The following is an 18,471-nucleotide window of genomic DNA, read 5'->3' on the forward strand; positions in this document are numbered from 1 at the left end:
TCTGTCACTCATGCCCATATAGATTGGCATTTTGATGCGCGTGGTCACTATGCTCAAACTCTAGGCTGGAATGAGCAATACTGAAGCGCATTTTAAGCTGCTCCTTGATCTCTGCTTTGACGGATTCAAGCTGCTGCCAGCCGGTTTCTGTCAGAACCACGTGGCAGTCAAGGGCTGCCATGTTTTCCTGCATCTGCCATAGATGCACATGGTGAATATCCTGGACTCCCTCGATATCTCGTACGGTCTCAACGACTGCCTGCCCGTCAATGTCCGGGGGAGATCCCAGCATTAGCGTACGGATAGGGCCGCCAATTTCAGAGAAGGCTAGGTAAAGAATATATAGCGCAATCCCTATCGTGATCGCGGGGTCTACCCAGCGCATGTCGTACAGTAAAATAAGCGAACCACCGATAATCACGGCGATGGAGGCAAACGCATCCGATAAGTTATGCAGAAAAAGGGCGCGGATATTGACACTCTCTTTTTGCATTGACCACGTGAGCATGGCGGTAAGGGCATCGACGACGAGCGCGACGCCACCAATAATCACGATCGTCCATCCCTCTATCTCAGGGGGATCGACCATCCGCATAGCGCCTTCGTAAATCAGGTAGACACCGACAATAATGAGGGTGGTGTAATTGATGAGTGCTGCCACTATCTCGATGCGGCCATAGCCAAAGGTCATATGCACATCGGCAGGCCGTCTGGCGATTTTACGAGCAGCAAAGGCAATGACTAATGCTGCCAAGTCAGAAAAGTTATGTAACGCATCAGCGATCAGCGATAGGCTCCCCGCCATAATGCCACCGACGATTTGAGCGATGGTTAAGAGCCCATTGGCCCAAATGGAGATGCTGACGCGCCGGTCGCCAGAGGCAGGATCAATGTGGGGATGATCATGATGATGTCCCATCTGTTACCCTCTCTCGAATTATCTGTTCTTGGTACTATAAAACCTCTAGCAACTAAAGCTTCAACCCTTGAGCATTATCTATTTGCATCGCTGGATTGGGAAGCACGTCCCTAGCTACCAAGGAGCCTTTGTGTGCTGGGCCGAAGGTGATCATGTTTTAGGTGCGGGGCTCAATCCACTTCAACCGGTAACGTCCAATCCACCATGGGTAGATTCATTTATTTTGTCGAGGCGCACCTTGTCTGGTTTGTAATCGTCGTCGCGGGGGGAGGCTTACTCTTTCCGGCCACCGGAATAATGCTTAAGTTCGCGATTGGGCCATTACTGGCATTACTGATGTTGATTATCAGCCTCACATTCGATGCGCATGCAGTGCGCATCGTGTTCCGAAAGCCGTCACGGCAGTTGTTGGCATTGGGGCTGGTCTATGGGCCTATGTCGATTGCCGGGTGGCTAACGGGCCGTCTATTTTTTGGAAGCGGCCCGCTGGCTGCTGGCCAAACCTTGCTCGGCACGCTGCCGACAGATGTGTCTTCTCCTCTTTTGGTACTGATGGCGAAAGGCAATGTGGCGCTTGCCGCTGTTTTCAACGCAGTCAACACCGCGTTATGTCCGTTTATTGTTCCCTTCCTGTTTTTATGGCTCACCGGCCTTCAGTTAGACGTGCCGCTTGGATCAATTATTCTTGAATTAACACTAATCGTGCTTCTTCCTACCGTGATTGGGGTCAGCTTGCGTACAAGGTTCTCGGCTTTCTTTGCACGGCATGATTCAGCGTATGCAGGGATAGGGTCGATTCTGTATCTGCTGATCCTACTCGCCGTGGTCGGGCCGAATGCCACCACGATCATTGGCTATGGCTGGTATGCGTTTGTGATTGCGGGCGCGGCCCTGTGCCTCAATTTGATTGGGTACCTGGTAGGTATGTCCTCACGGTTACTCACCTCTGATCGCAAAGAGGTGATTACCTATCTTTTCACGGTCAGTAAAAAGGAATTCAGCATCGCTGCAGCGTTTGTCGCTGCTTCTGGCTTGCCATCAGAGATCGCAATTCCAGCCGCTTTTTTTGCAGTGATTCAAATGATCACTTCGCCCATCGCAGCGAAGATCCTCGCCCGCCACTGAAGGGATGGCCGTATCGGCTCTTCGTCAGAAGAGCAACCTGTACACGGGGTGTACAGGTTGCTCTTACCGACAAAACAGACACCGCTACTCATAAAGGTGGCAAATAGTACCTATGCTAAGTCACTGTGACCAATACTGACCTTGCTAAAAGCATTTAACACAGAGGCTTCGCAGGGTATCTGTTCATTTTTGGATTTAAGATGCTTAAAAGTATCAGCGAACCCTGGGAAAGGCCCCGCCAATTTCTGGATGATTTCTTGAACATGTCGCACTTTAGAGAGCATCTGACGCAACCAATTTTCAAATCATCTCGAAACACACCTGGTGCTTAACAAACATCTCATGTAGTACAAGAGGTCTAATTATGTCATCCAAAACCTACTACAGCGTCATAAACGCCTTGTCTTCTTGATCCGTAAAGGAATATACGTCATAGGGCGCTTTCTGAGGCCCTGGCATCCCCGGTGTACCGATGGGCATACCTGCTAGGCCAATGCCGTCTACATCAGGCTGTTGCTCAAACAGCGCCTGTACGGCTTCCATCGGAACATGGCCCTCAATCCAATACTCGCCGATTTCGATGGTATGGCACGATCCCAGACCATAGGGAACGCCCGCCTGCTGCTTGATATCACCCAGCTCGACGTCATCAATAACGGTGACGTCTACACCAAGTTCCTCAAGATGGCGCGCATATTCGTCACAGCAGCCGCACTGGGGGTTCTTATACAGTGTCGCCTCTGGCGGTAACGCCGCTTGAGCGGAGACCGTCCCAATTAGCATGAAACCCGAGAGCAAAAGTTTGGTGGTCATATGTTGCATTAATTTCAACTCCTTAATGTGAACGACTGAAGAGGTACTTGGCCAGCGACGCGATCGCCAAGCCAATTAATAACAGCATAGCCAGGGGCATCAACCAGTCTAACCACCCCATTGACCCCATAAAAGCAAAGCATTCCGCGTTCATCATGACATCACTCCTGATTTATGCCTTGAGCAAAGATGGCGCTACTTAAGACACTGAGGATTGCAGCCCCACCAATAGCAAAGTTCATCGTGTGCTTAACCATGATATTTCCTCTCATCATGTTGCTGATCGAGACATTGCCTTATCCGATAAAAATGGAAGAAGGCAGAGTTAGCTTTTGTTATAAGCCTACAACCTATAGGTAGCCCAAAGGTAAAGAAGAAACTGATCCCAAACGCTAGATTTGTCACAGGTCATTTTTTCCGCCATTTTCAGCTCTGTTTCAGGTTGGCACGCTATAACACTGACTCAGTTCCATGAAGAAGAGCGCGTACAAATGCTGCTCAAATACATCGCCACCCAAGAAGCGAAAACCCAGCAGCCAAAGAATCCATGAATGCTCTCTTGGTTCTTTAAGAGCAAGATGCCATGTGCCTTGTTCGTCAAATAGGGCACATGAACGATGTCTGAAGGCTCAACCGAATCAGATTTGAAGCCTCCGCGACGAACCATTCAAGCCTAAAAAAATATAAGGAAACGGTATGCAAAAGAAGACGACTTCGCTCCCTATTATTCACGCTACCTTAGCAACGCTGCTGCTGTCGCTCGCAAGCCCAGTGTTGGCCCATGAAGGGGGCGCAAGCACTTCGCCTAAGGATGGCGTCACCATTCAGGATTCCCCAGCAGAGATTGGCATCGAGTTTGGTGGCATGATGCGCATCACCCAGTTTGAAGTGGCAGGCCCGGACGGCCCCGTTCCTCTTGATGGTCAGCCAGGCAGTGAACAGGTCGATCGCTACTTCGTAAAGCCCAGTGACACTCTTTCGGCTGGGGATTACCAGGTGCGCTGGCGTGGCCTATCGGATGACGGGCACATGATGTCTGACGGTTTTAACTTCTCGGTCGAGCCTTGACCCGTGGTCTGGTGGCCCTCAGTAAATAGCCTTGATGTCTGGACCGTCGCGATGATTCTCGTGGCGGCCGGGATTTACCTTAACGCCCTAGTCGCGACGGGGGCCGTGTTGTTTCGTCTAGCGTTTCCCCGACTCCCTGATCACGACCGGAGGCGCGTCGCCTGCATGGGCATCTTTGCTGCCTGGGCGGGGGTCATTCTGATTCTGTTCCAGTGGCCTTTAGAAGCTGGTTACCTTGGGGGCGGCAATATCGCTGCTGCAACCAACCCAATGCTGCTCGGAATCGTGTTCGATGGCGCGTCCGGGGTCCGACTAATACTGGCGGTAACTGGCTTGCTGCTAGTCCAGGCGATTCAGCTTAATAACTTAGCGCTCTCGAAAACAGCCAACAGCGTGAGCCTAGTAGGCGTGTTACTGGTGATGCTGGCATTCGTGCAGGTGGGGCATACAGTAAACACCCCACGCCTCATTCTGGCTGGCTTGCTGATCGTTCACCTGATGGCGGCAGCATTCTGGGTGGCCTCGCTGTGGCCGCTGTTCCATTTAGTGGGACGGGGTCACAACCAGGACAATACCGCCCACATTCTGACCCGTTTCGGGAAAATCGCCATAAGCGGAGTCGGCTTGTTGGTACTGGCGGGCGTCACGTTGGCCACGCTGCTAACGGGCGGTCTCACGCCACTGCTCACCACGGCATATGGACAGTTCTTGATCGGCAAGGTATTGATTGTGGCGGTGCTACTGTTATTTGCTGCCGCGAACAAGTGGCGGCTTGTTCCGGCCTTTGAGAGCGGCGACGCAACAGCCCCAGGACGGTTACAGAGAAGTATTGCACTGGAGATGGTGCTGGTCGCGGTTATCTTGTTGATCACGGCAGTGCTGACAAGAGTGTCATCACCGAATGGGTGACTAACAGGTCAACCACCTTGTTAAGCCGTTCCAGAGCTCGAAATTAACGGTCTCCTTCTTATGGGCCTTACGCTGAGGTTTAGGCGGAGGCTGCCATAGGCAATTGCACCAACAAGACGAAAAGTCATTGCTGCAGCGTTGACTCTAATCAGGGGGTCAGGATCCATCATCATGTTAGAAATGCTTTTGGGTAGCAGGCCATATTTTTACGTTAGGTTCAGGCTCGTTTCAGGTTAACACCGTATAAAGAACAAGTGACACTAACCTCTGAGGTAAATGACCATGCGCAACATCTCCTTAACAACGTCTATGTTTGCCCTTTCACTAAGTTTGATAACGAGTGCGGCTTGGGCTGCGCCCGGCCAAGGCAGTGGTGACAATGGCCTAACCGAGGCTGACGTTGACCGCACGATCAGCCTTGAAGCTGGCGATATGTGGTTCGACCCTGAAGCGCTAGAAATGGCGGCAGGGGAGGTGGTTAAATTTGAAATTACTAACACCGGCAATCTAGAACACGAATTTGTGATTGGTAGCAAAGAAGCCCAAGAAGAACATCGCCAGATGATGCTAAACATGGCCAATGGCGGAGGCCATGACATGTCAAATATGGCACACGGTGAAGGCCACGATATGTCCAATATGTCAAACGGCGATGGTCACGATATGGCCAATATGAGTATGGAAGGCGTCACCATTGCACCTGGCGAGACTGGGTCTCTATTATGGCGTGTTCCTGATAATGTTAACGCGCTAGAGTATGCATGTAACATTCCCGGCCATTACGAATCCGGCATGTACGGCAATTTTTCTCTCTAATCTGACGTATATCCATGAAACTGTTGCTACTTGAAGATGATGACTTGCTAGCGGAAAGCTTAGCAGAGAGTCTCAAAGACAACGGTTACCTAGTTGATTTGGCCGCTTCCTTGAAAGCGGCCAAGTCGCTGATGGCAACCGAGCATTATGAACTGGCGATCTTAGATGTCGGTTTGCCCGACGGCTCAGGGCTGGATCTGCTCGCCCAGTGGCGCAGGCAAAAACGCGACACGCCTATTTTGATCCTGACGGCCCGCGATACCTGGGAAGATAAAGTTGTCGGCCTTGAGACGGGGGCCGATGACTATCTTACCAAGCCCTTCCACGAAGCCGAACTGATGGCCCGGCTGAAGGCCTTGCTACGCAGGCAGTCTGGTCAGTTATCTCAAGTGATCACGCTTAACGGCGTTTCGTTGGATGAAGCGGGTCAACGAGTGTGCTTAGAAGGTGAAACGTGGCGTTCGCTCACAGCGACCGAGTTTCGGTTACTGCGCTACTTAATGCTGCATCCTGATCGCATTCACTCTAAAGAGCAGCTACTAGAGCAGCTCTATGCCTTGGATCAGGATGCCGCCGCGCCTAACTTGGTCGAAGTCTATGTCGCTCGTCTGCGCCGTTATCTCGGCAAATCGGTGATTCAAACGCGGCGCGGCCAGGGGTATTTCTTTGCTTCACATTGATCGGCGCAGTTTACGTTTTCGACTACTCGCCTGGCTAGGTGGCGTGGCGCTATTCGTGGTGGTGACGACCTGGCTACTGCATGGCATATTGTTACAGAATCTTGCTCGGGATTTTTTGGGTGAGCGTCTTCAGCGCGAAGCCAATCATGCGGTCGCACAGCTAGAGCAGGACCAAACGGCTGTCCCGACTGCGCTAGACTCGGTTAGCCAAGGCTATCAAGTCTTTCATCATCTCTACGTACTCCGCTTTAACGGTTCGGTCAGCGCTTCCGACCCGCAATGGCAGCAACAGCTGGCGCCTCTGCTGGAAGAGAACGGCGATGCTCTTGTGGACGTTAAACATAACGATCAGCACATGCTCGTCTACCGCCGCCATTTTGAGTGGCAGGGTTCTAACGGCGTATTACTGGTGGGTGAGGATTTTTCTCAGGTAGAAGCAGGACTTGCTACCTTGCATTGGTGGGTCGGTGGAATTGCCGCCGTGCTTTTAGGAATGCTCATCATACTCAATATGCTGGCAGTTAACCGCGGCCTCACGCCACTTTGGCAACTGCGTCAACAGCTTGAAGCCTTGCGATCAGGCAAACGTGATCGCTTGTTATTAGTAGCCCCTTCCGAGCTAGATGAATTAGTCGACCAGCTGAACTGGTTTATGGATGATATCGATCATCGATTACAACGCTCGCGGGAATCAGTCGCCAATCTTTCTCATGCTTTAAAAACCCCGCTGGCAGCAATTACCCAAGTACTGCGCGGCAATCGGCCCATTGATGAAAACCGACGGCATAAACTGCTCAGCCGTATTGAAGATATTAACGCTCAGTTAGCTGCAGAGCTGCGTCGTTCGCGTATTGCAGGGCCTAACGCGGGTCGAATGGCGAACGTCACGCGAGATAGTTCACGGCTCATAGAGATGTTCCGCAGCCTTTACCCTGAGCGTATCTTCAACCTCACCCACTCGGCAGGCGAGAAAGACCTAGTGCCTATTGAGGCTCACGACTTTTCTGAAATATTAGGCATCGTGCTCGATAACGCTGGCAAATGGGCGAATAGGTGCGTTAATTGCGATATTGCCGCCTCCGCTACCACACTCACGCTCACCACTGATGATGACGGTTTCGGCGTTGCAGAAGAAGATCTTTCGCGCTTGGGAGAGCGTGGCACACGATTGGATGAACGCCGTCCCGGCTACGGCTTAGGCCTGTCGATTCTTGCGCAGTTAATTGCCCGCTACTCAGGGCACTCGCGCTTTGAGCGTAGTCCACTGGGTGGACTGCGCGTTACGGTTACGTTGCCTCTTGCAGTTGAAGTGATTAATTAATCACTATTCAGCTTTGATTCAGCTTCTTCCATCAAGATGGTGCCATTCATCATTGATGGGAGTTACACATGGCACGCTCAAGCATCATTTCTCACCCGCTTTCTCGCCGGCAGGTCCTAAAAGGCGGCGCTGCCCTAGGAATAGGTTCCGCTGCGGCAATGGGATTAACCCCCGCCTGGGCAAACCCCTGGGGCCGCAGCAATGTCTACGCGCAGGGCGTTGAAGAAGGGCCCGAGGTATCGCTGGCGATCCGCCGTGAATCGTTGCCTATTGACGGACAAGAAGCCCAACCAATTACCATTAACGGTACCAGTCCTGGCCCGCTGATTCGTTTGAAAGAAGGTCAAGACGCCGTACTGCGTGTCACCAACCTGCTGGACGAGTCCACCTCCATCCACTGGCATGGTCTTATTCTACCGCCGGAAATGGATGGTGTGCCTGGTGTCAGTTTTGCCGGTATCGCCCCTGGTGAAACTTTTACCTATCGTTTCCCTGTCAGGCAGAACGGCACCTACTGGTACCACAGCCACTCAGGTCTGCAGGAACAGCTAGGCCATGCGGGGCCGCTGATTATCGACGCCGCCGAGCGCGAGCCTATCCGTTACGACCGTGAGCATGTGTTACTGCTCACCGACTGGACCTTTGAAGAACCGATGTCGGTGTTCCGTAATCTGAAAACCATGGAAGGCTATTACAACTTCCAAGAGCGCACGATTGCTGATTTTTTCGCCGATGTACGCGAAAAGGGTTTCTCACAAACCGCCGAGATGCGCGGTATGTGGGCCCAAATGCGTATGAGCTCGCGGGATATCGCCGATGTCACCGGCAGCACTTATACCTACCTGCTCAACGGCCACTCCCCCCAGGAAAACTGGAACGCGCTGTTCAAGGCCGGTGAGCGGGTACGGCTACGCGTGATTAACGGTTCGGCCATGTCATACTTCGATGTCCGTATACCTGGCTTGAAGATGACCGTGGTGGCCGCCGATGGCCAACCGGTCCAGCCCATCCCTGTTGATGAGTTCCGCATTGGCGTGGCGGAAACCTACGATGTGCTTGTTTCACCTGAAGACGACCGGGCATACACCATCTTCGCCGAAGCCATGGATCGCAGCGGCTACGCCCGCGCTACCCTGGCACCGCGTGAAGGGATGCAGGCCGACATCCCTGAACGCCGTCAAATTGCCGACCGCGGTATGGAAGCCATGGGTGCCCACGGTATGGGCGGGATGGATCATTCTGGCATGTCAAATATGGCGGGGATGGACCACTCCGGCATGTCGAATATGGAAGGTATGGATCATTCCAACATGTCGGAAATGGATCGCTCAAACATGTCGAATATGGAAGGCATGGATCATTCCAGCATGGCGGGGATGGACCACTCCAGCATGTCCAACATGCAAGGCATGGATCACTCTAATATGGGTGGCATGGCGGGTGAACAGGCGAAAATCGGCGAAAATGGCTTGCTCGTTGCCGGTGAAGCCCAGCCCGGCTCTCGATACGACCAGGCGGGCATCGGCATCGACCCTGATGAACGTCGTGTTTTAGTCTACCGCGATTTAAAAGCCTTCACGCCATGGCCTGACCGCCGTGAACCAGGCCGTGAGCTTGAGCTGCACCTGACCGGCAATATGGAACGTTATATGTGGTCGTTCGACGGTAAGAAGTTTAGCGAAGTGACCGGCCCCATCCATTTTGAGAAAGATGAGCGACTGCGCCTTATCCTCATTAACGACACCATGATGGAGCATCCTATCCACCTCCACGGCATGTGGATGGAGCTGGAAAACGGCCAGGGTGAATTGATTCCGCGCAAACACACCTTGAACGTGAAGCCCGGCGAGCGCGTGTCTGCGCTGATCACTGCAGACGCCGAGGGCAGTTGGGCGTTCCACTGCCACCTTCTCTATCACATGGATGCTGGCATGTTCCGCGTTGTTCAGGTTTCTTAAGGAGGCAGTATGAAAACCAAGTACTACGTAACCCTCGCCAGCGCCGCCCTCGGCATGGCCGCCGCCACGACTGCTCAAGCCGAAGACGGCTATGACGCCCCGGCCGGCTGGCCGTCACCGGTCGTGGAGCACCCGATGACCACGGTACTGGTCGATCGCTTGGAATATGCTTCGCCCGACAAGGGGGGGGATGCCTTGGTCTGGGATTTCCAGGCCTGGTATGGCGGTGATTTCAATCGCCTATACGTGGAAGGCGAAGGCGAAAACGTCCAGGGCGATGGCGAAGATGCAGAATTCGAGTCCCTCGACCTGCTTTATAGTCGTTTGATTGCCGACTTCTGGGAACTTCAGGGCGGCATCGGTTATCAGGGCGGTATCGCTACGAATGACCATCCCGAACGCTATTTCGGCGTCATCAGCCTATTGGGGCTCGTCCCCTATCGCTTCGAGACCGATCTCGACTTGAGGATAAGCGATGAAGGCGATATCTCCGCCAGCCTGGAAAGCGAGTACGATCTGCGCCTGACGCAGCGGCTCTACCTACAGCCGCGTACCGAAATTGCCGTTGCTGCTAGCGAAGTCGAGGAGTTTGGGGTGGGCCAAGGGCTAAACTCCGTGCGTGTGGGTATGCGTCTAGGTTATGAGGTGACCCGCCGCTTCGCCCCCTACATCGGTGCTTATTGGGAGAAAGAGTACGGCGACACGGCGGATCTCACCCGCGCCAGTGGCGACAACACGGAAGACACTGGAGTGGTGGCCGGTGTTAGAATGATGTTCTAACAACTCTGGTAATGGGTAACTTTTAACGTCACCAATTGGTGGCGTTTTTTTTATTGTTTTTATTTTTAAATTCAGCTTCGTTTCAAAAACCACAGCTAATATAAACAAATCATCAACCACTGGAGTAATTATCATGAAAGTTAAATCAATTCTCTTTGGAGCGCTTGTAGCCAGCATTCTTTCAACACCTGTATTGGCTAACTTCGGCAATACAACCCAGGATCTGCCGCTACTTGAAAGAGGCGTCTCTTCTACACAGATTCTTGCTCAGGGGCAATCCAAACGTTTCAATATTAACATTGAACAAGCGACTACGCTGAAGGTGGCAAGCGAGCACTTTCCAGGCGCAACCAGCACTGGAAACCGTATCTCCGCGGTGCTTTATAATGCAGCGGGACAGCAGGTAGCAGAAGCATCCAGCCCACGTGGCCATTTTGAAATGGTCCGCCAACTGCAGCCAGGCAATTATCAACTTGAAGTGACAGGCAATGCACTGGGAGGTACTAAAGAAAATGACAATAACCGCTATGAGTTACATGTTGACTATTAATATATAGTCACTAATTTAAGATACAGGGCCAGCCTTTATGCTGGCCTTTTTATTTAACATATATTTCTATCGTTGCAGAAACCTATTCGTAACCGTAGCTAGAATTTTAAAATAAATGAGCAGGCTATACTTGCCTGTATGTAGCACAAAGGTTCTATATTTTTAGTAAATACCATGTTCTTAACGAAGGAAAATCAATGCCAACGTCAACATCCACTGCCTCTGCACAGGTTTACCGGATGAAAACCGTCGAGCATATGTGCCCGTTCGGTTTGAAAACGGTTGATCTACTCAAGCGTAAAGGCTTTAAGGTCGACGATCATACCTTAACGTCTCGTGATGAAATCGATGCTTTCAAAAAACAGGAAAACGTCGACACGACGCCCCAGGTGTATATCGGTGACCAACGTATCGGTGGCTATGAAGAGCTGCGCAAACATCTGGGAATGAGCGTTCCCAATGCAAAAGAAACCACTTACCGGCCGGTGATTGCCATTTTTGCTACTGCGCTGCTGATAGGCTTGGCGATTAGCTGGGCGACCCAAGGCACACTGTTTACTGCACGCATGCCGGAGTTCGCCGTTGCTACGGCGATGGTGCTGCTGGGCTTGCAGAAACTGCAAGATGTCGAAAGTTTCAGCAGTATGTTTTTGAATTACGACCTTTTGGCCCAGCGCTACGTGCCCTACAGCTATTTTTACCCCTACGCCGAGACACTTGCAGGCATTTTAATGCTGGCCGGAGCATTGATTTGGCTGGCAGCCCCACTGGCGCTATTTGTCGGTACGGTGGGGGCGGTTTCCGTGTTTAAAGCCGTGTATATCGATAAGCGTGAGCTGAAGTGCGCCTGCGTCGGTGGTAACAGCAATGTGCCGTTGGGTTTTGTGTCACTAACCGAAAACCTCGTGATGATCGCTATGGGACTGTGGATGCCGTTGCGGATGTTGTTGGGGTAAGACCCGTACTCTTACGCCAAACCATGATATAGGTCAGTTAAATGACTGAACCATATTCAGGTTACGTTCAGCTAACTCAACCACACTTGGTGTTGAACTTATCCCACACTGGCCTAAGGCGGTGAACACGCACGCCTTAGGCTTAATCCATAGGAGTGTTTGCATGGCTGACCAGGATAGAACGCCACATTACGAAGAAGGAAGCCTCTCACTAATCGGTGCCGTAGCACTTGGCACTGGAGTAATGATCGGCGCAGGAATCTTTGCGTTAACTGGACAGATGGCGGAAATGACCGGCCCTCTATTTCCCCTAGCCTTTTTGGCTGCCGCGGTCATTGTCTCTTTCAGCGCTTACTCTTACGTCAAAATGTCCAATACTTACCCATCTGCCGGGGGGATTGGCATGTATTTGCAAAAAGCGTATGGCTCAACGCTCCCCACCGCTTTCCATGCGCTATTGATGTATTTTTCCATGGTGATTGCGCAGAGCTTTTTGGCGAGAACTTTCGGTTCTTACACGCTGGAGCTATTTGACCTGGGTGATCGCGCTGTGTTTGTGCCACTACTCGGTGTGGGCTTATTGCTCGCGGCTTTTTTGATCAATTTATCCACCAACAAGTTGATTGAAACAGTTGCCTCGGTGCTGGGCTTCATCAAAATTGGCGGCATCATCGTGTTTGGTGTTGTCGGTGTTTTTATTGCAGATTCTATCGACATGGGTACTGGCGGGGATGCGCCATCCCCAACCCTCTCAGGCTTCTTGGGCGCGACGGCGCTAGGTATTTTGGCTTTCAAAGGTTTTACGACCATTACCAATAGTGGCTCGGAGCTGAAAAACCCAAAGCGCAACCTGGGCAAGGCCATCATGATCTCCATCGCGCTATGTGTAGTCATCTATGCGCTTGTGGGCTTTGCGGTGGCCAGCAATCTTTCCTTGTCTGAGATTATCGAAACTCAAGACTATTCGCTGGCGGCAGCGGCTCGGCCCGCACTTGGTGAAGCTGCCGTTGGCTTTACCGTTGTTTTAGCCATGCTAGCCACAGCAGGCGGGATCATCGCCAGTGTTTTCGCCGTATCACGCATGCTAGCCATGCTGACTGAAATGAAATTGGTTCCACACCGCCACTTCCATATGCCAGGTAGCCTGCAAAAGCACACGTTGGTGTACACCATTGTGTTTGGCTTAATCTTGACTGCGTTTTTTGATCTTAGCCGTATCGCGGCGCTCGGCATTATTTTTTACTTGATCATGGATATCGCTATCCATTGGGGAGTGCTGCGCCATCTCAGGAAAAGTGTGGGCGCTAACGCGGTTATTCCAAGCATTGCCATTCTGCTAGATGTCCTCGTATTGAGTGGCTTTGTTTGGGTAAAAGCCACTTCAGATCCACTGGTACTTATCGTTGCCGCCGGATTGATGGCCGTGCTGCTCATCGGCGAATGGCTATTTCTTGCCAAGCGCAACAATTCAGCCGATAGCGAACAGTTTCATTCCCACTAACCACAACTGTACATGTGAACCGCCCCGGCTTTACCGGAGACTCCATATCTTGAGAGGATGGCGTCATTAACTCACCAAAACGATATTCCCCGGAAGTCCGGGAGCGGGGTGTTCGATTAGTCATTGAACAGCAATGGGAATACCTATCCAAGTGGGCAGCAATCTGCTCCATTGCTAGTAAGTTAGGCTGCACACCAGAGACCTTGAGAGCCTGGTGCAAACGCACAGAACTCACGCAGGAAAACAGCTCGGTTAACCTGTCTGAACATGAACGACTCAAGCAGCTAGAGCGTGAAAACACCGAATTGAAGCGTGCCAAGGAAATTCTCCGTAAGGCGGTTGCTTTTTTCGCCCAGGCGGAGCTCGACCGCAAACCCAATTGATGGTGTCATTTATCGACGAGCATCGTGCTCAGTTCGGGGTCGAATCGATTTGTAGTCAGCTGCCAATCGCCCCATCGAAGTATTACCACCACAAGGCACTTTGAAGCCGATCCTGAACGACGAGCAGAGCGATATCGGCAGGATGCGTTTCTTACGGCTGAGATTCATCGGGTATGGGAGGAAGATTTCTGCGTTTACGGTGCTCGTAAGGTCTGGCGGCAACTCCACGTTAATGTTGCTCGCTGCACCGTAGAACGGCTCATGCGCCCTAATAAGCTTTGGGTGGCCGATTTTACCTACGTCGCCACCTGGTCTGGCTTCGTTTATGTTGCGTTCGTTATCGATGTTTACGCACGATGTATCGTGAGTTGGCGTGTAGCGACGTCGATGAAAACGGGACAGGTACTGGACGCCCTGGAGCTAGCTCTGTGGGCACAAAAACACATACGAGGGTTGATCCATCATAGTGATCGGGGAAGACAATATCCCTCGATTCGCTATACAGAGCGTATGGCTGACGAGGGTATCGATGCCTCAGTCGGCACCACCGGCGACTCCTACGACAATGCACTGACCGAGACCATCATCGGCCTATTCAAAACGGAGGTGATTCACCATCGTGGCCCATGGAAGGGGCTGGATACCGTTGAGTATGCCAGGCTGGAATGGGTTGACTGGTTCAACAATCGCCGACTACAGGAACCCATCGGAAACGTTTCACCAGCAGAACGAGAAAGGACGTATTGTCGTCAACTGGAGGAGTCGGGTGAAGCAGCCTGACTCAAACAAACCGGTCTCCAGAATAACCGGGGAGGTTCATCCCGGGGTTACTCGCTTTGAGAATAGAAATACCGGCCCCAGTCATGGGCGCAAGCACACCGAGCTTGATGAGTAGCGGTCTGCAGTTCATCTTCCTAGTAGTTATAAACAGACACCTCAACTGTGCCAGTCCATGTTGTCACAGCGCCATGTAGTTCATGGCAAACACGGTGTAGATACGAACTGAATGTGCTTCTCTGGAAACCGGTGCAGCGCCTGCCAACTGATTGGACAACAACGGCATGCATAATTATCGAGGCAACGAGTGTTGCTATCTACTTTTGTGATCCACACAGCCTATGACAACGCGGTAGCAATAAAAACATCGACGGCTTAACACAGGCGAAAGGGGCGGAACTGCCGCGCCACACCCAAGAGGACATTGTATTACCAGTTGAATAGGAAGCGCCTTGACTTCAGGTGGCCAGTTGAGGCGCTGGTCTAAACACCATGAATGCTCACCCGCCATCTATTAGGTAGCGTTGCACTCAGAGCCTGCACCCACCTTGCGGTTTATTACTTTTTGCACCATGTTTTAGGCAGCATATTCAGTTTGCATTCAGGTTTGATATCTACACTTGTATAAATGCGCTGCTTCAGCCTGCTACGTTGTAATTTACGGCAAGGATTTGCTGGCTAATGACGCGAGGGATTCGCATGGAACTGTTGACTCTGCTTATTGTTTTATTACTGAGCTTAGGCGCCGGCCTGCTAGTGCAGTGGCTGCCTATGCGCCACCAGCCGATAGCCACCTACCCGCAGCGCGCGCCTTTTCTAGGCGGTGGTACGCCAGATAGCCACGCCTGGAGCCGCTATCACGTCCGCTATTATCCCATGACGCTGCTGCTGATCGCCTTCGAAATGGAGATGATGTTCATGTATCCATGGGCGGTTGTCTTCGTAGAGAAGGGCATGATGGCAGTAATGGAGATGGGCATGTTCCTGGCCATCCTGTCGGTTGGCATTGTTTACGCCTGGCGTGAGGGGGTATTCAAGTGGCAGTGAACTGGCTACGGAAACTCGCTTCGCATAAGCGGGCTCCCGTATTTCCTGTGCTGGGCAAGCAGGGCGATAAAGCGCTGCGGTACCTCGCGCTATCGCCGGAAATCGAACTGGTCGATTCGCCACGCCACGCCAGTGTGTTGCTGATTGCGGGGGAGGTTCCGGCTGATAGATTAGAGCCTCTACGTCGTGTTCACGATCAGTTGCCTGATCCTTTCACTACGCTGTGGTTTCGTAACGAACCGTGGCCTCATCTTGAAAACGTGGATCGGATCGATGATCTCACCGATTTACCTGCGGCCCTAACCAAAGCACATCGTGAACTGATGACAGGCCAGCGTGACAGTGGATGCCGCATCTTGTCGGATAGACCGCCCAATCCTTGGAAAGGTGAAGGAGACTTCGGCCAAGGTGGCGAAGGCATGATGGGTGGAGTGCCCTACGGGCGGCCCATGGCCATGAATATGCAGGAAGATATCAGCGATGGTTTGACGCTGGATTCGCTGACTTTTCGGCTCGGGCCGTTCTTCATGGCATTTCCGCCCGGCATGGCAGCGGAGGTTACGTTGCAGGGGGATCTGGTTCAGTCATGGGAAACGCAGTTGGAGCCGTATCCGCAACGCCTCGACGCGGTGTTTTTCAACGCTCGGAAGCACCCCGTCCCCATCGCCGAGATTGAGCTCGCACGGGCCCGTCATCATCTGCAGCGCCTGTACCATGCGCTGCATCTTGCTGGGCTGGAAGCACTCAGCCTAAGTTCCTTGCGCCTGGCACACGGTTTGTCGACATCAAGCACGCTAGATGGGCTACGTCGACGCCTGGTTCGCAGTGGCTTCTTTCATCTGGCTGCTGTAGGCGGTGGTGTGCTCAATACAGAGCAGGCCCGACAGTTTGGCGGGCCTGCCGCTCGTGCTGCCGGGCTGGCTGATGATTTGCGTTCACACGATGCCGGTTATCGCCGTCTAGGGTTTTCCCCCGTATGTCAGGACGGAGGAGGAGTCTCGGCCCGTTGGAAGCAAATCTTGGACGAAGTCGAACAATCCTTAGTGTTGGCACACCAGGCCGAACGGGATGAGGTGTACACGAACGATGTGGATTGCATCGAGACGCCACGGGGGCCGTGGGACGAACAGCCTCCCGAAGATGCTAGCGCGATTCTTGACGAGGTCTTACCAGGCCTGGAGTGGGGCGATGCACTGGCTACTATTGCTAGTCTGGATATAGCGGCGGTAGCCGATGGAGGGGGCGGAACACAGTCGCCTGGTGAGTCACGGGCAGTGCAGGGAGGTTCGGGTAATGTTGTTAAGTGAGCTGTTCCTGCCAGTACTGATGGTGATGTTCATGCTGACTGTCGGCGCCTACGTCGTGGCGGTGCTTGATCGGCTTATTGCCGGTGCATTCGGCGCCCCTCAGGCAGGCCGTGTCTGGCTTGCTCCCATGGCCCGAGGGGCTTGGCTGATGACCCAACACGCCAATGCCACCGAAGCACCGGACTGGCAGGCCTGGCGGCTGGCGCCGGCACTGTATTTGGCGTTGGCTGCAATCGGACTGGCCGTGGTGCCGTGGTCGGAGTCGCTGGTCGCCACTGACTTGGTCACCAGCGTGGTGCTGTGGGGCAGCGTGGAAGCATTAGCGACAGTGGTTATCTTCTTGCATGGCTGGTCGGCAAACGCGCTGCTGGCACTCATCGGCGGCTACCGTTATGTGGCGCTAGGGCTCTCTTACATCCTGATCAGCATGTTTGTGCTAATTGGCGTGGCATTGCCGGCCGAATCGCTACAGTTCACCCAAGTGGTCGCCTCGCAAGAAGCGCTGTGGAATGTCATACGCCAACCGCTGGGGTTGCCATTGTTTCTGATTGTCGGCCTAGGCATGACCTTCTGGGGCCCGCTCAACCTTGCTGATTCGAAGGACCTGGCTGGAGGAACGGCTTCTGAGATCTCTGGGCCACCTCGGCTGGTCTGGGATGTGGCTCGGGCGGCCATGTTGGTTGCTTTCAGTGGTGTGGCAGCAAGTGCTTTTTTAGGTGGCTGGATGGGACCTTGGCTACCCGGTCCGTTATGGATGGCCATCAAGATGCTGGCAGTGCTACTCGTGTTGCTATTGCTTGGACGGGTACTGCCGCGTATTGCCCCTGAGCGCTGCGTCACCTTGATGTGGGTGGTGCTGTTACCACTGTCGTTTATCGACCTGGTGTGGGCTGGCATAGGGGTGCTGCTATGAATCACGGCATTGGCATTGATATCACGTTTCTGTCATTGGCCACGCTCGCGGTGGTCACCGGATGGCGAGTGTTTCGTACCGATTCCATGGTACGCGCCTCCTTTTTCCTGCTGGTGTCGTTCATCGCCGTAGGCGTGATCATGATTCTGCTGGCAGCGGAATACCTGGGCGTGGCGATGTTCTTCATGATGGCTGTGGAGATGACGGTCATGGCGCTGTTCATGGTCATGTTCATGATGAATCCTGCCGGCCTTAACCCGATGAATATGGTTCACCAGGAACGTATCGCTATCGGGGCGGGGATTGTCGGCTTCCTGGTATTGGGCGCCATGGCGCTATTGGCTGCCTTTCCTGACCAGCCGGTCTCGGCAGACCTTGAGCCAGTTAGATCCCTAGGCAATGAGATGCTTGGTGACTCGATGCTGATCTTCGAGTCGGCGGGCATCGTGCTTTTAACCACCATGATCGGCGTGGTGGTGTTGTCGAGTCATCGGGGCCGCTATGGGGCGGCTGCAGTGGGTTCGCTACCGCCGGGGCTGGAGCCGGGTGGCGACCCGGCGGGTAAGCTCGAGGAGGACGAAGAGGAAGAGAGTGGTGGTCATCAACACCATCATCACCACTGACCAAGCAGACAGATAGGCAGGGAGG

18 protein-coding genes, 2 pseudogenes and 1 other annotated feature are annotated in these 18,471 nt (G+C 53.0%); of the genes and pseudogenes, 17 read left to right on the plus strand and 3 right to left on the minus strand.

Features of this window, described 5'->3' with window-relative positions; translation table 11 throughout:
• Positions 1-4 precede the first annotated feature (4 nt).
• Positions 5-919 (minus strand): cation diffusion facilitator family transporter, encoded by a 915-nt coding sequence (locus KO116_RS21855; protein WP_035556048.1) that lies wholly within the window; start codon positions 917-919, stop codon positions 5-7.
• A gap of 204 nt (positions 920-1,123) precedes the next feature.
• On the opposite strand from KO116_RS21855, the gene KO116_RS21860 reads away from it, so the two are divergent.
• Positions 1,124-2,044 carry a bile acid:sodium symporter family protein gene (locus KO116_RS21860; protein ID WP_027957952.1) on the plus strand — a complete coding sequence of 307 codons (921 nt, stop codon included), beginning with the start codon at positions 1,124-1,126 and terminating at the stop codon, positions 2,042-2,044.
• A 381-nt stretch (positions 2,045-2,425) separates the two neighbouring features.
• Here the strand turns inward: KO116_RS21860 and KO116_RS21865 are convergent, their stop codons facing one another.
• Complete coding sequence (locus KO116_RS21865; protein WP_035556046.1) at positions 2,426-2,866, minus strand: DUF411 domain-containing protein; 441 nt, start codon at positions 2,864-2,866, stop codon at positions 2,426-2,428.
• 13 nt (positions 2,867-2,879) lie between these two features.
• Complete coding sequence (locus KO116_RS26130) at positions 2,880-3,014, minus strand: hypothetical protein (RefSeq protein ID WP_268762349.1); 135 nt, start codon at positions 3,012-3,014, stop codon at positions 2,880-2,882.
• A gap of 539 nt (positions 3,015-3,553) precedes the next feature.
• On the opposite strand from KO116_RS26130, the gene KO116_RS21870 reads away from it, so the two are divergent.
• From KO116_RS21870 to KO116_RS21945, 16 genes and pseudogenes are all read left to right on the plus strand, one after another.
• Positions 3,554-3,925 carry a copper resistance CopC family protein gene (locus tag KO116_RS21870; protein ID WP_035556043.1) on the plus strand — a complete coding sequence of 124 codons (372 nt, stop codon included), beginning with the start codon at positions 3,554-3,556 and terminating at the stop codon, positions 3,923-3,925.
• A gap of 3 nt (positions 3,926-3,928) precedes the next feature.
• The gene (locus tag KO116_RS21875) at positions 3,929-4,834 is read left to right on the plus strand and encodes a copper resistance D family protein (protein ID WP_035556041.1); all 906 of its coding nucleotides are present in this window, start codon (positions 3,929-3,931) and stop codon (positions 4,832-4,834) included.
• A 282-nt stretch (positions 4,835-5,116) separates the two neighbouring features.
• A complete protein-coding gene (locus KO116_RS21880; protein WP_035556080.1) occupies positions 5,117-5,650 on the plus strand; it encodes a cupredoxin domain-containing protein in 534 nt (177 codons plus the stop codon).
• A gap of 14 nt (positions 5,651-5,664) precedes the next feature.
• A complete protein-coding gene (locus KO116_RS21885; protein ID WP_035556039.1) occupies positions 5,665-6,330 on the plus strand; it encodes a response regulator transcription factor in 666 nt (221 codons plus the stop codon).
• Positions 6,317-7,651, plus strand: a complete 1,335-nt coding sequence (locus KO116_RS21890) for a sensor histidine kinase (RefSeq protein WP_035556037.1) — start codon at positions 6,317-6,319, stop codon at positions 7,649-7,651. The genes KO116_RS21885 and KO116_RS21890 overlap by 14 nt, the downstream gene beginning before the upstream one ends.
• A 68-nt stretch (positions 7,652-7,719) precedes the next feature.
• Positions 7,720-9,609 (plus strand): copper resistance system multicopper oxidase, encoded by a 1,890-nt coding sequence (locus tag KO116_RS21895; protein ID WP_035556035.1) that lies wholly within the window; start codon positions 7,720-7,722, stop codon positions 9,607-9,609.
• A 9-nt stretch (positions 9,610-9,618) separates the two neighbouring features.
• Positions 9,619-10,389, plus strand: a complete 771-nt coding sequence (locus KO116_RS21900; protein ID WP_035556033.1) for a copper resistance protein B — start codon at positions 9,619-9,621, stop codon at positions 10,387-10,389.
• Positions 10,390-10,522: 133 nt separating this feature from the next.
• Positions 10,523-10,939: a hypothetical protein gene (locus KO116_RS21905; protein WP_035556031.1), complete on the plus strand. Its 417-nt coding sequence runs from the start codon at positions 10,523-10,525 to the stop codon at positions 10,937-10,939.
• Between the two features lie 197 nt (positions 10,940-11,136).
• The gene (locus tag KO116_RS21910) at positions 11,137-11,895 is read left to right on the plus strand and encodes a glutaredoxin (RefSeq protein WP_035556029.1); all 759 of its coding nucleotides are present in this window, start codon (positions 11,137-11,139) and stop codon (positions 11,893-11,895) included.
• A 163-nt stretch (positions 11,896-12,058) separates the two neighbouring features.
• A complete protein-coding gene (locus KO116_RS21915; RefSeq protein WP_035556027.1) occupies positions 12,059-13,396 on the plus strand; it encodes an APC family permease in 1,338 nt (445 codons plus the stop codon).
• Positions 13,397-13,461: 65 nt separating this feature from the next.
• Positions 13,462-14,559 (plus strand): annotated as a pseudogene (locus KO116_RS21925) (IS3 family transposase).
• Positions 13,737-13,853, plus strand: a sequence feature (AL1L pseudoknot). Its footprint overlaps the pseudogene before it by 117 nt.
• A 288-nt stretch (positions 14,560-14,847) precedes the next feature.
• Positions 14,848-15,043 (plus strand): annotated as a pseudogene (locus tag KO116_RS26360) (IS30 family transposase); the annotation flags it as partial.
• Between the two features lie 212 nt (positions 15,044-15,255).
• Positions 15,256-15,603, plus strand: coding sequence for an NADH-quinone oxidoreductase subunit A (locus KO116_RS21930; RefSeq protein ID WP_035556078.1), 348 nt, complete (start codon positions 15,256-15,258; stop codon positions 15,601-15,603).
• A complete protein-coding gene (locus KO116_RS21935) occupies positions 15,594-16,910 on the plus strand; it encodes a hypothetical protein (RefSeq protein WP_035556021.1) in 1,317 nt (438 codons plus the stop codon). Before KO116_RS21930 ends, KO116_RS21935 begins: the two co-directional genes overlap by 10 nt.
• A complete protein-coding gene (locus KO116_RS21940) occupies positions 16,897-17,823 on the plus strand; it encodes an NADH-quinone oxidoreductase subunit H (protein ID WP_035556018.1) in 927 nt (308 codons plus the stop codon). The genes KO116_RS21935 and KO116_RS21940 overlap by 14 nt, the downstream gene beginning before the upstream one ends.
• Positions 17,820-18,446 carry an NADH-quinone oxidoreductase subunit J gene (locus tag KO116_RS21945; RefSeq protein ID WP_045812309.1) on the plus strand — a complete coding sequence of 209 codons (627 nt, stop codon included), beginning with the start codon at positions 17,820-17,822 and terminating at the stop codon, positions 18,444-18,446. Before KO116_RS21940 ends, KO116_RS21945 begins: the two co-directional genes overlap by 4 nt.
• The last annotated feature ends 25 nt before the right edge of the window (positions 18,447-18,471 follow it).

This window comes from Halomonas sp. KO116 (assembly GCF_000734975.2).
GTDB lineage: Bacteria > Pseudomonadota > Gammaproteobacteria > Pseudomonadales > Halomonadaceae > Vreelandella > Vreelandella glaciei.

Bases quoted from the DNA above. Each gene is read 5' to 3' on its own strand.
- KO116_RS21855 (WP_035556048.1), bottom strand. From the start codon at position 919: ATGGGACATCATCATGATCATCCCCACATTGATCCTGCCTCTGGCGAC.
- KO116_RS21865 (WP_035556046.1), bottom strand. From the start codon at position 2,866: ATGCAACATATGACCACCAAACTTTTGCTCTCGGGTTTCATGCTAATT.
- KO116_RS21915 (WP_035556027.1), top strand. From the start codon at position 12,059: ATGGCTGACCAGGATAGAACGCCACATTACGAAGAAGGAAGCCTCTCA.
- KO116_RS21945 (WP_045812309.1), top strand. From the start codon at position 17,820: ATGAATCACGGCATTGGCATTGATATCACGTTTCTGTCATTGGCCACG.
- KO116_RS21940 (WP_035556018.1), top strand. From the start codon at position 16,897: ATGTTGTTAAGTGAGCTGTTCCTGCCAGTACTGATGGTGATGTTCATG.
- KO116_RS26130 (WP_268762349.1), bottom strand. From the start codon at position 3,014: ATGATGAACGCGGAATGCTTTGCTTTTATGGGGTCAATGGGGTGGTTA.
- KO116_RS21910 (WP_035556029.1), top strand. From the start codon at position 11,137: ATGCCAACGTCAACATCCACTGCCTCTGCACAGGTTTACCGGATGAAA.
- KO116_RS21885 (WP_035556039.1), top strand. From the start codon at position 5,665: ATGAAACTGTTGCTACTTGAAGATGATGACTTGCTAGCGGAAAGCTTA.
- KO116_RS21870 (WP_035556043.1), top strand. From the start codon at position 3,554: ATGCAAAAGAAGACGACTTCGCTCCCTATTATTCACGCTACCTTAGCA.
- KO116_RS21905 (WP_035556031.1), top strand. From the start codon at position 10,523: ATGAAAGTTAAATCAATTCTCTTTGGAGCGCTTGTAGCCAGCATTCTT.
- KO116_RS21880 (WP_035556080.1), top strand. From the start codon at position 5,117: ATGCGCAACATCTCCTTAACAACGTCTATGTTTGCCCTTTCACTAAGT.
- KO116_RS21860 (WP_027957952.1), top strand. From the start codon at position 1,124: ATGGGTAGATTCATTTATTTTGTCGAGGCGCACCTTGTCTGGTTTGTA.
- KO116_RS21895 (WP_035556035.1), top strand. From the start codon at position 7,720: ATGGCACGCTCAAGCATCATTTCTCACCCGCTTTCTCGCCGGCAGGTC.
- KO116_RS21930 (WP_035556078.1), top strand. From the start codon at position 15,256: ATGGAACTGTTGACTCTGCTTATTGTTTTATTACTGAGCTTAGGCGCC.
- KO116_RS21900 (WP_035556033.1), top strand. From the start codon at position 9,619: ATGAAAACCAAGTACTACGTAACCCTCGCCAGCGCCGCCCTCGGCATG.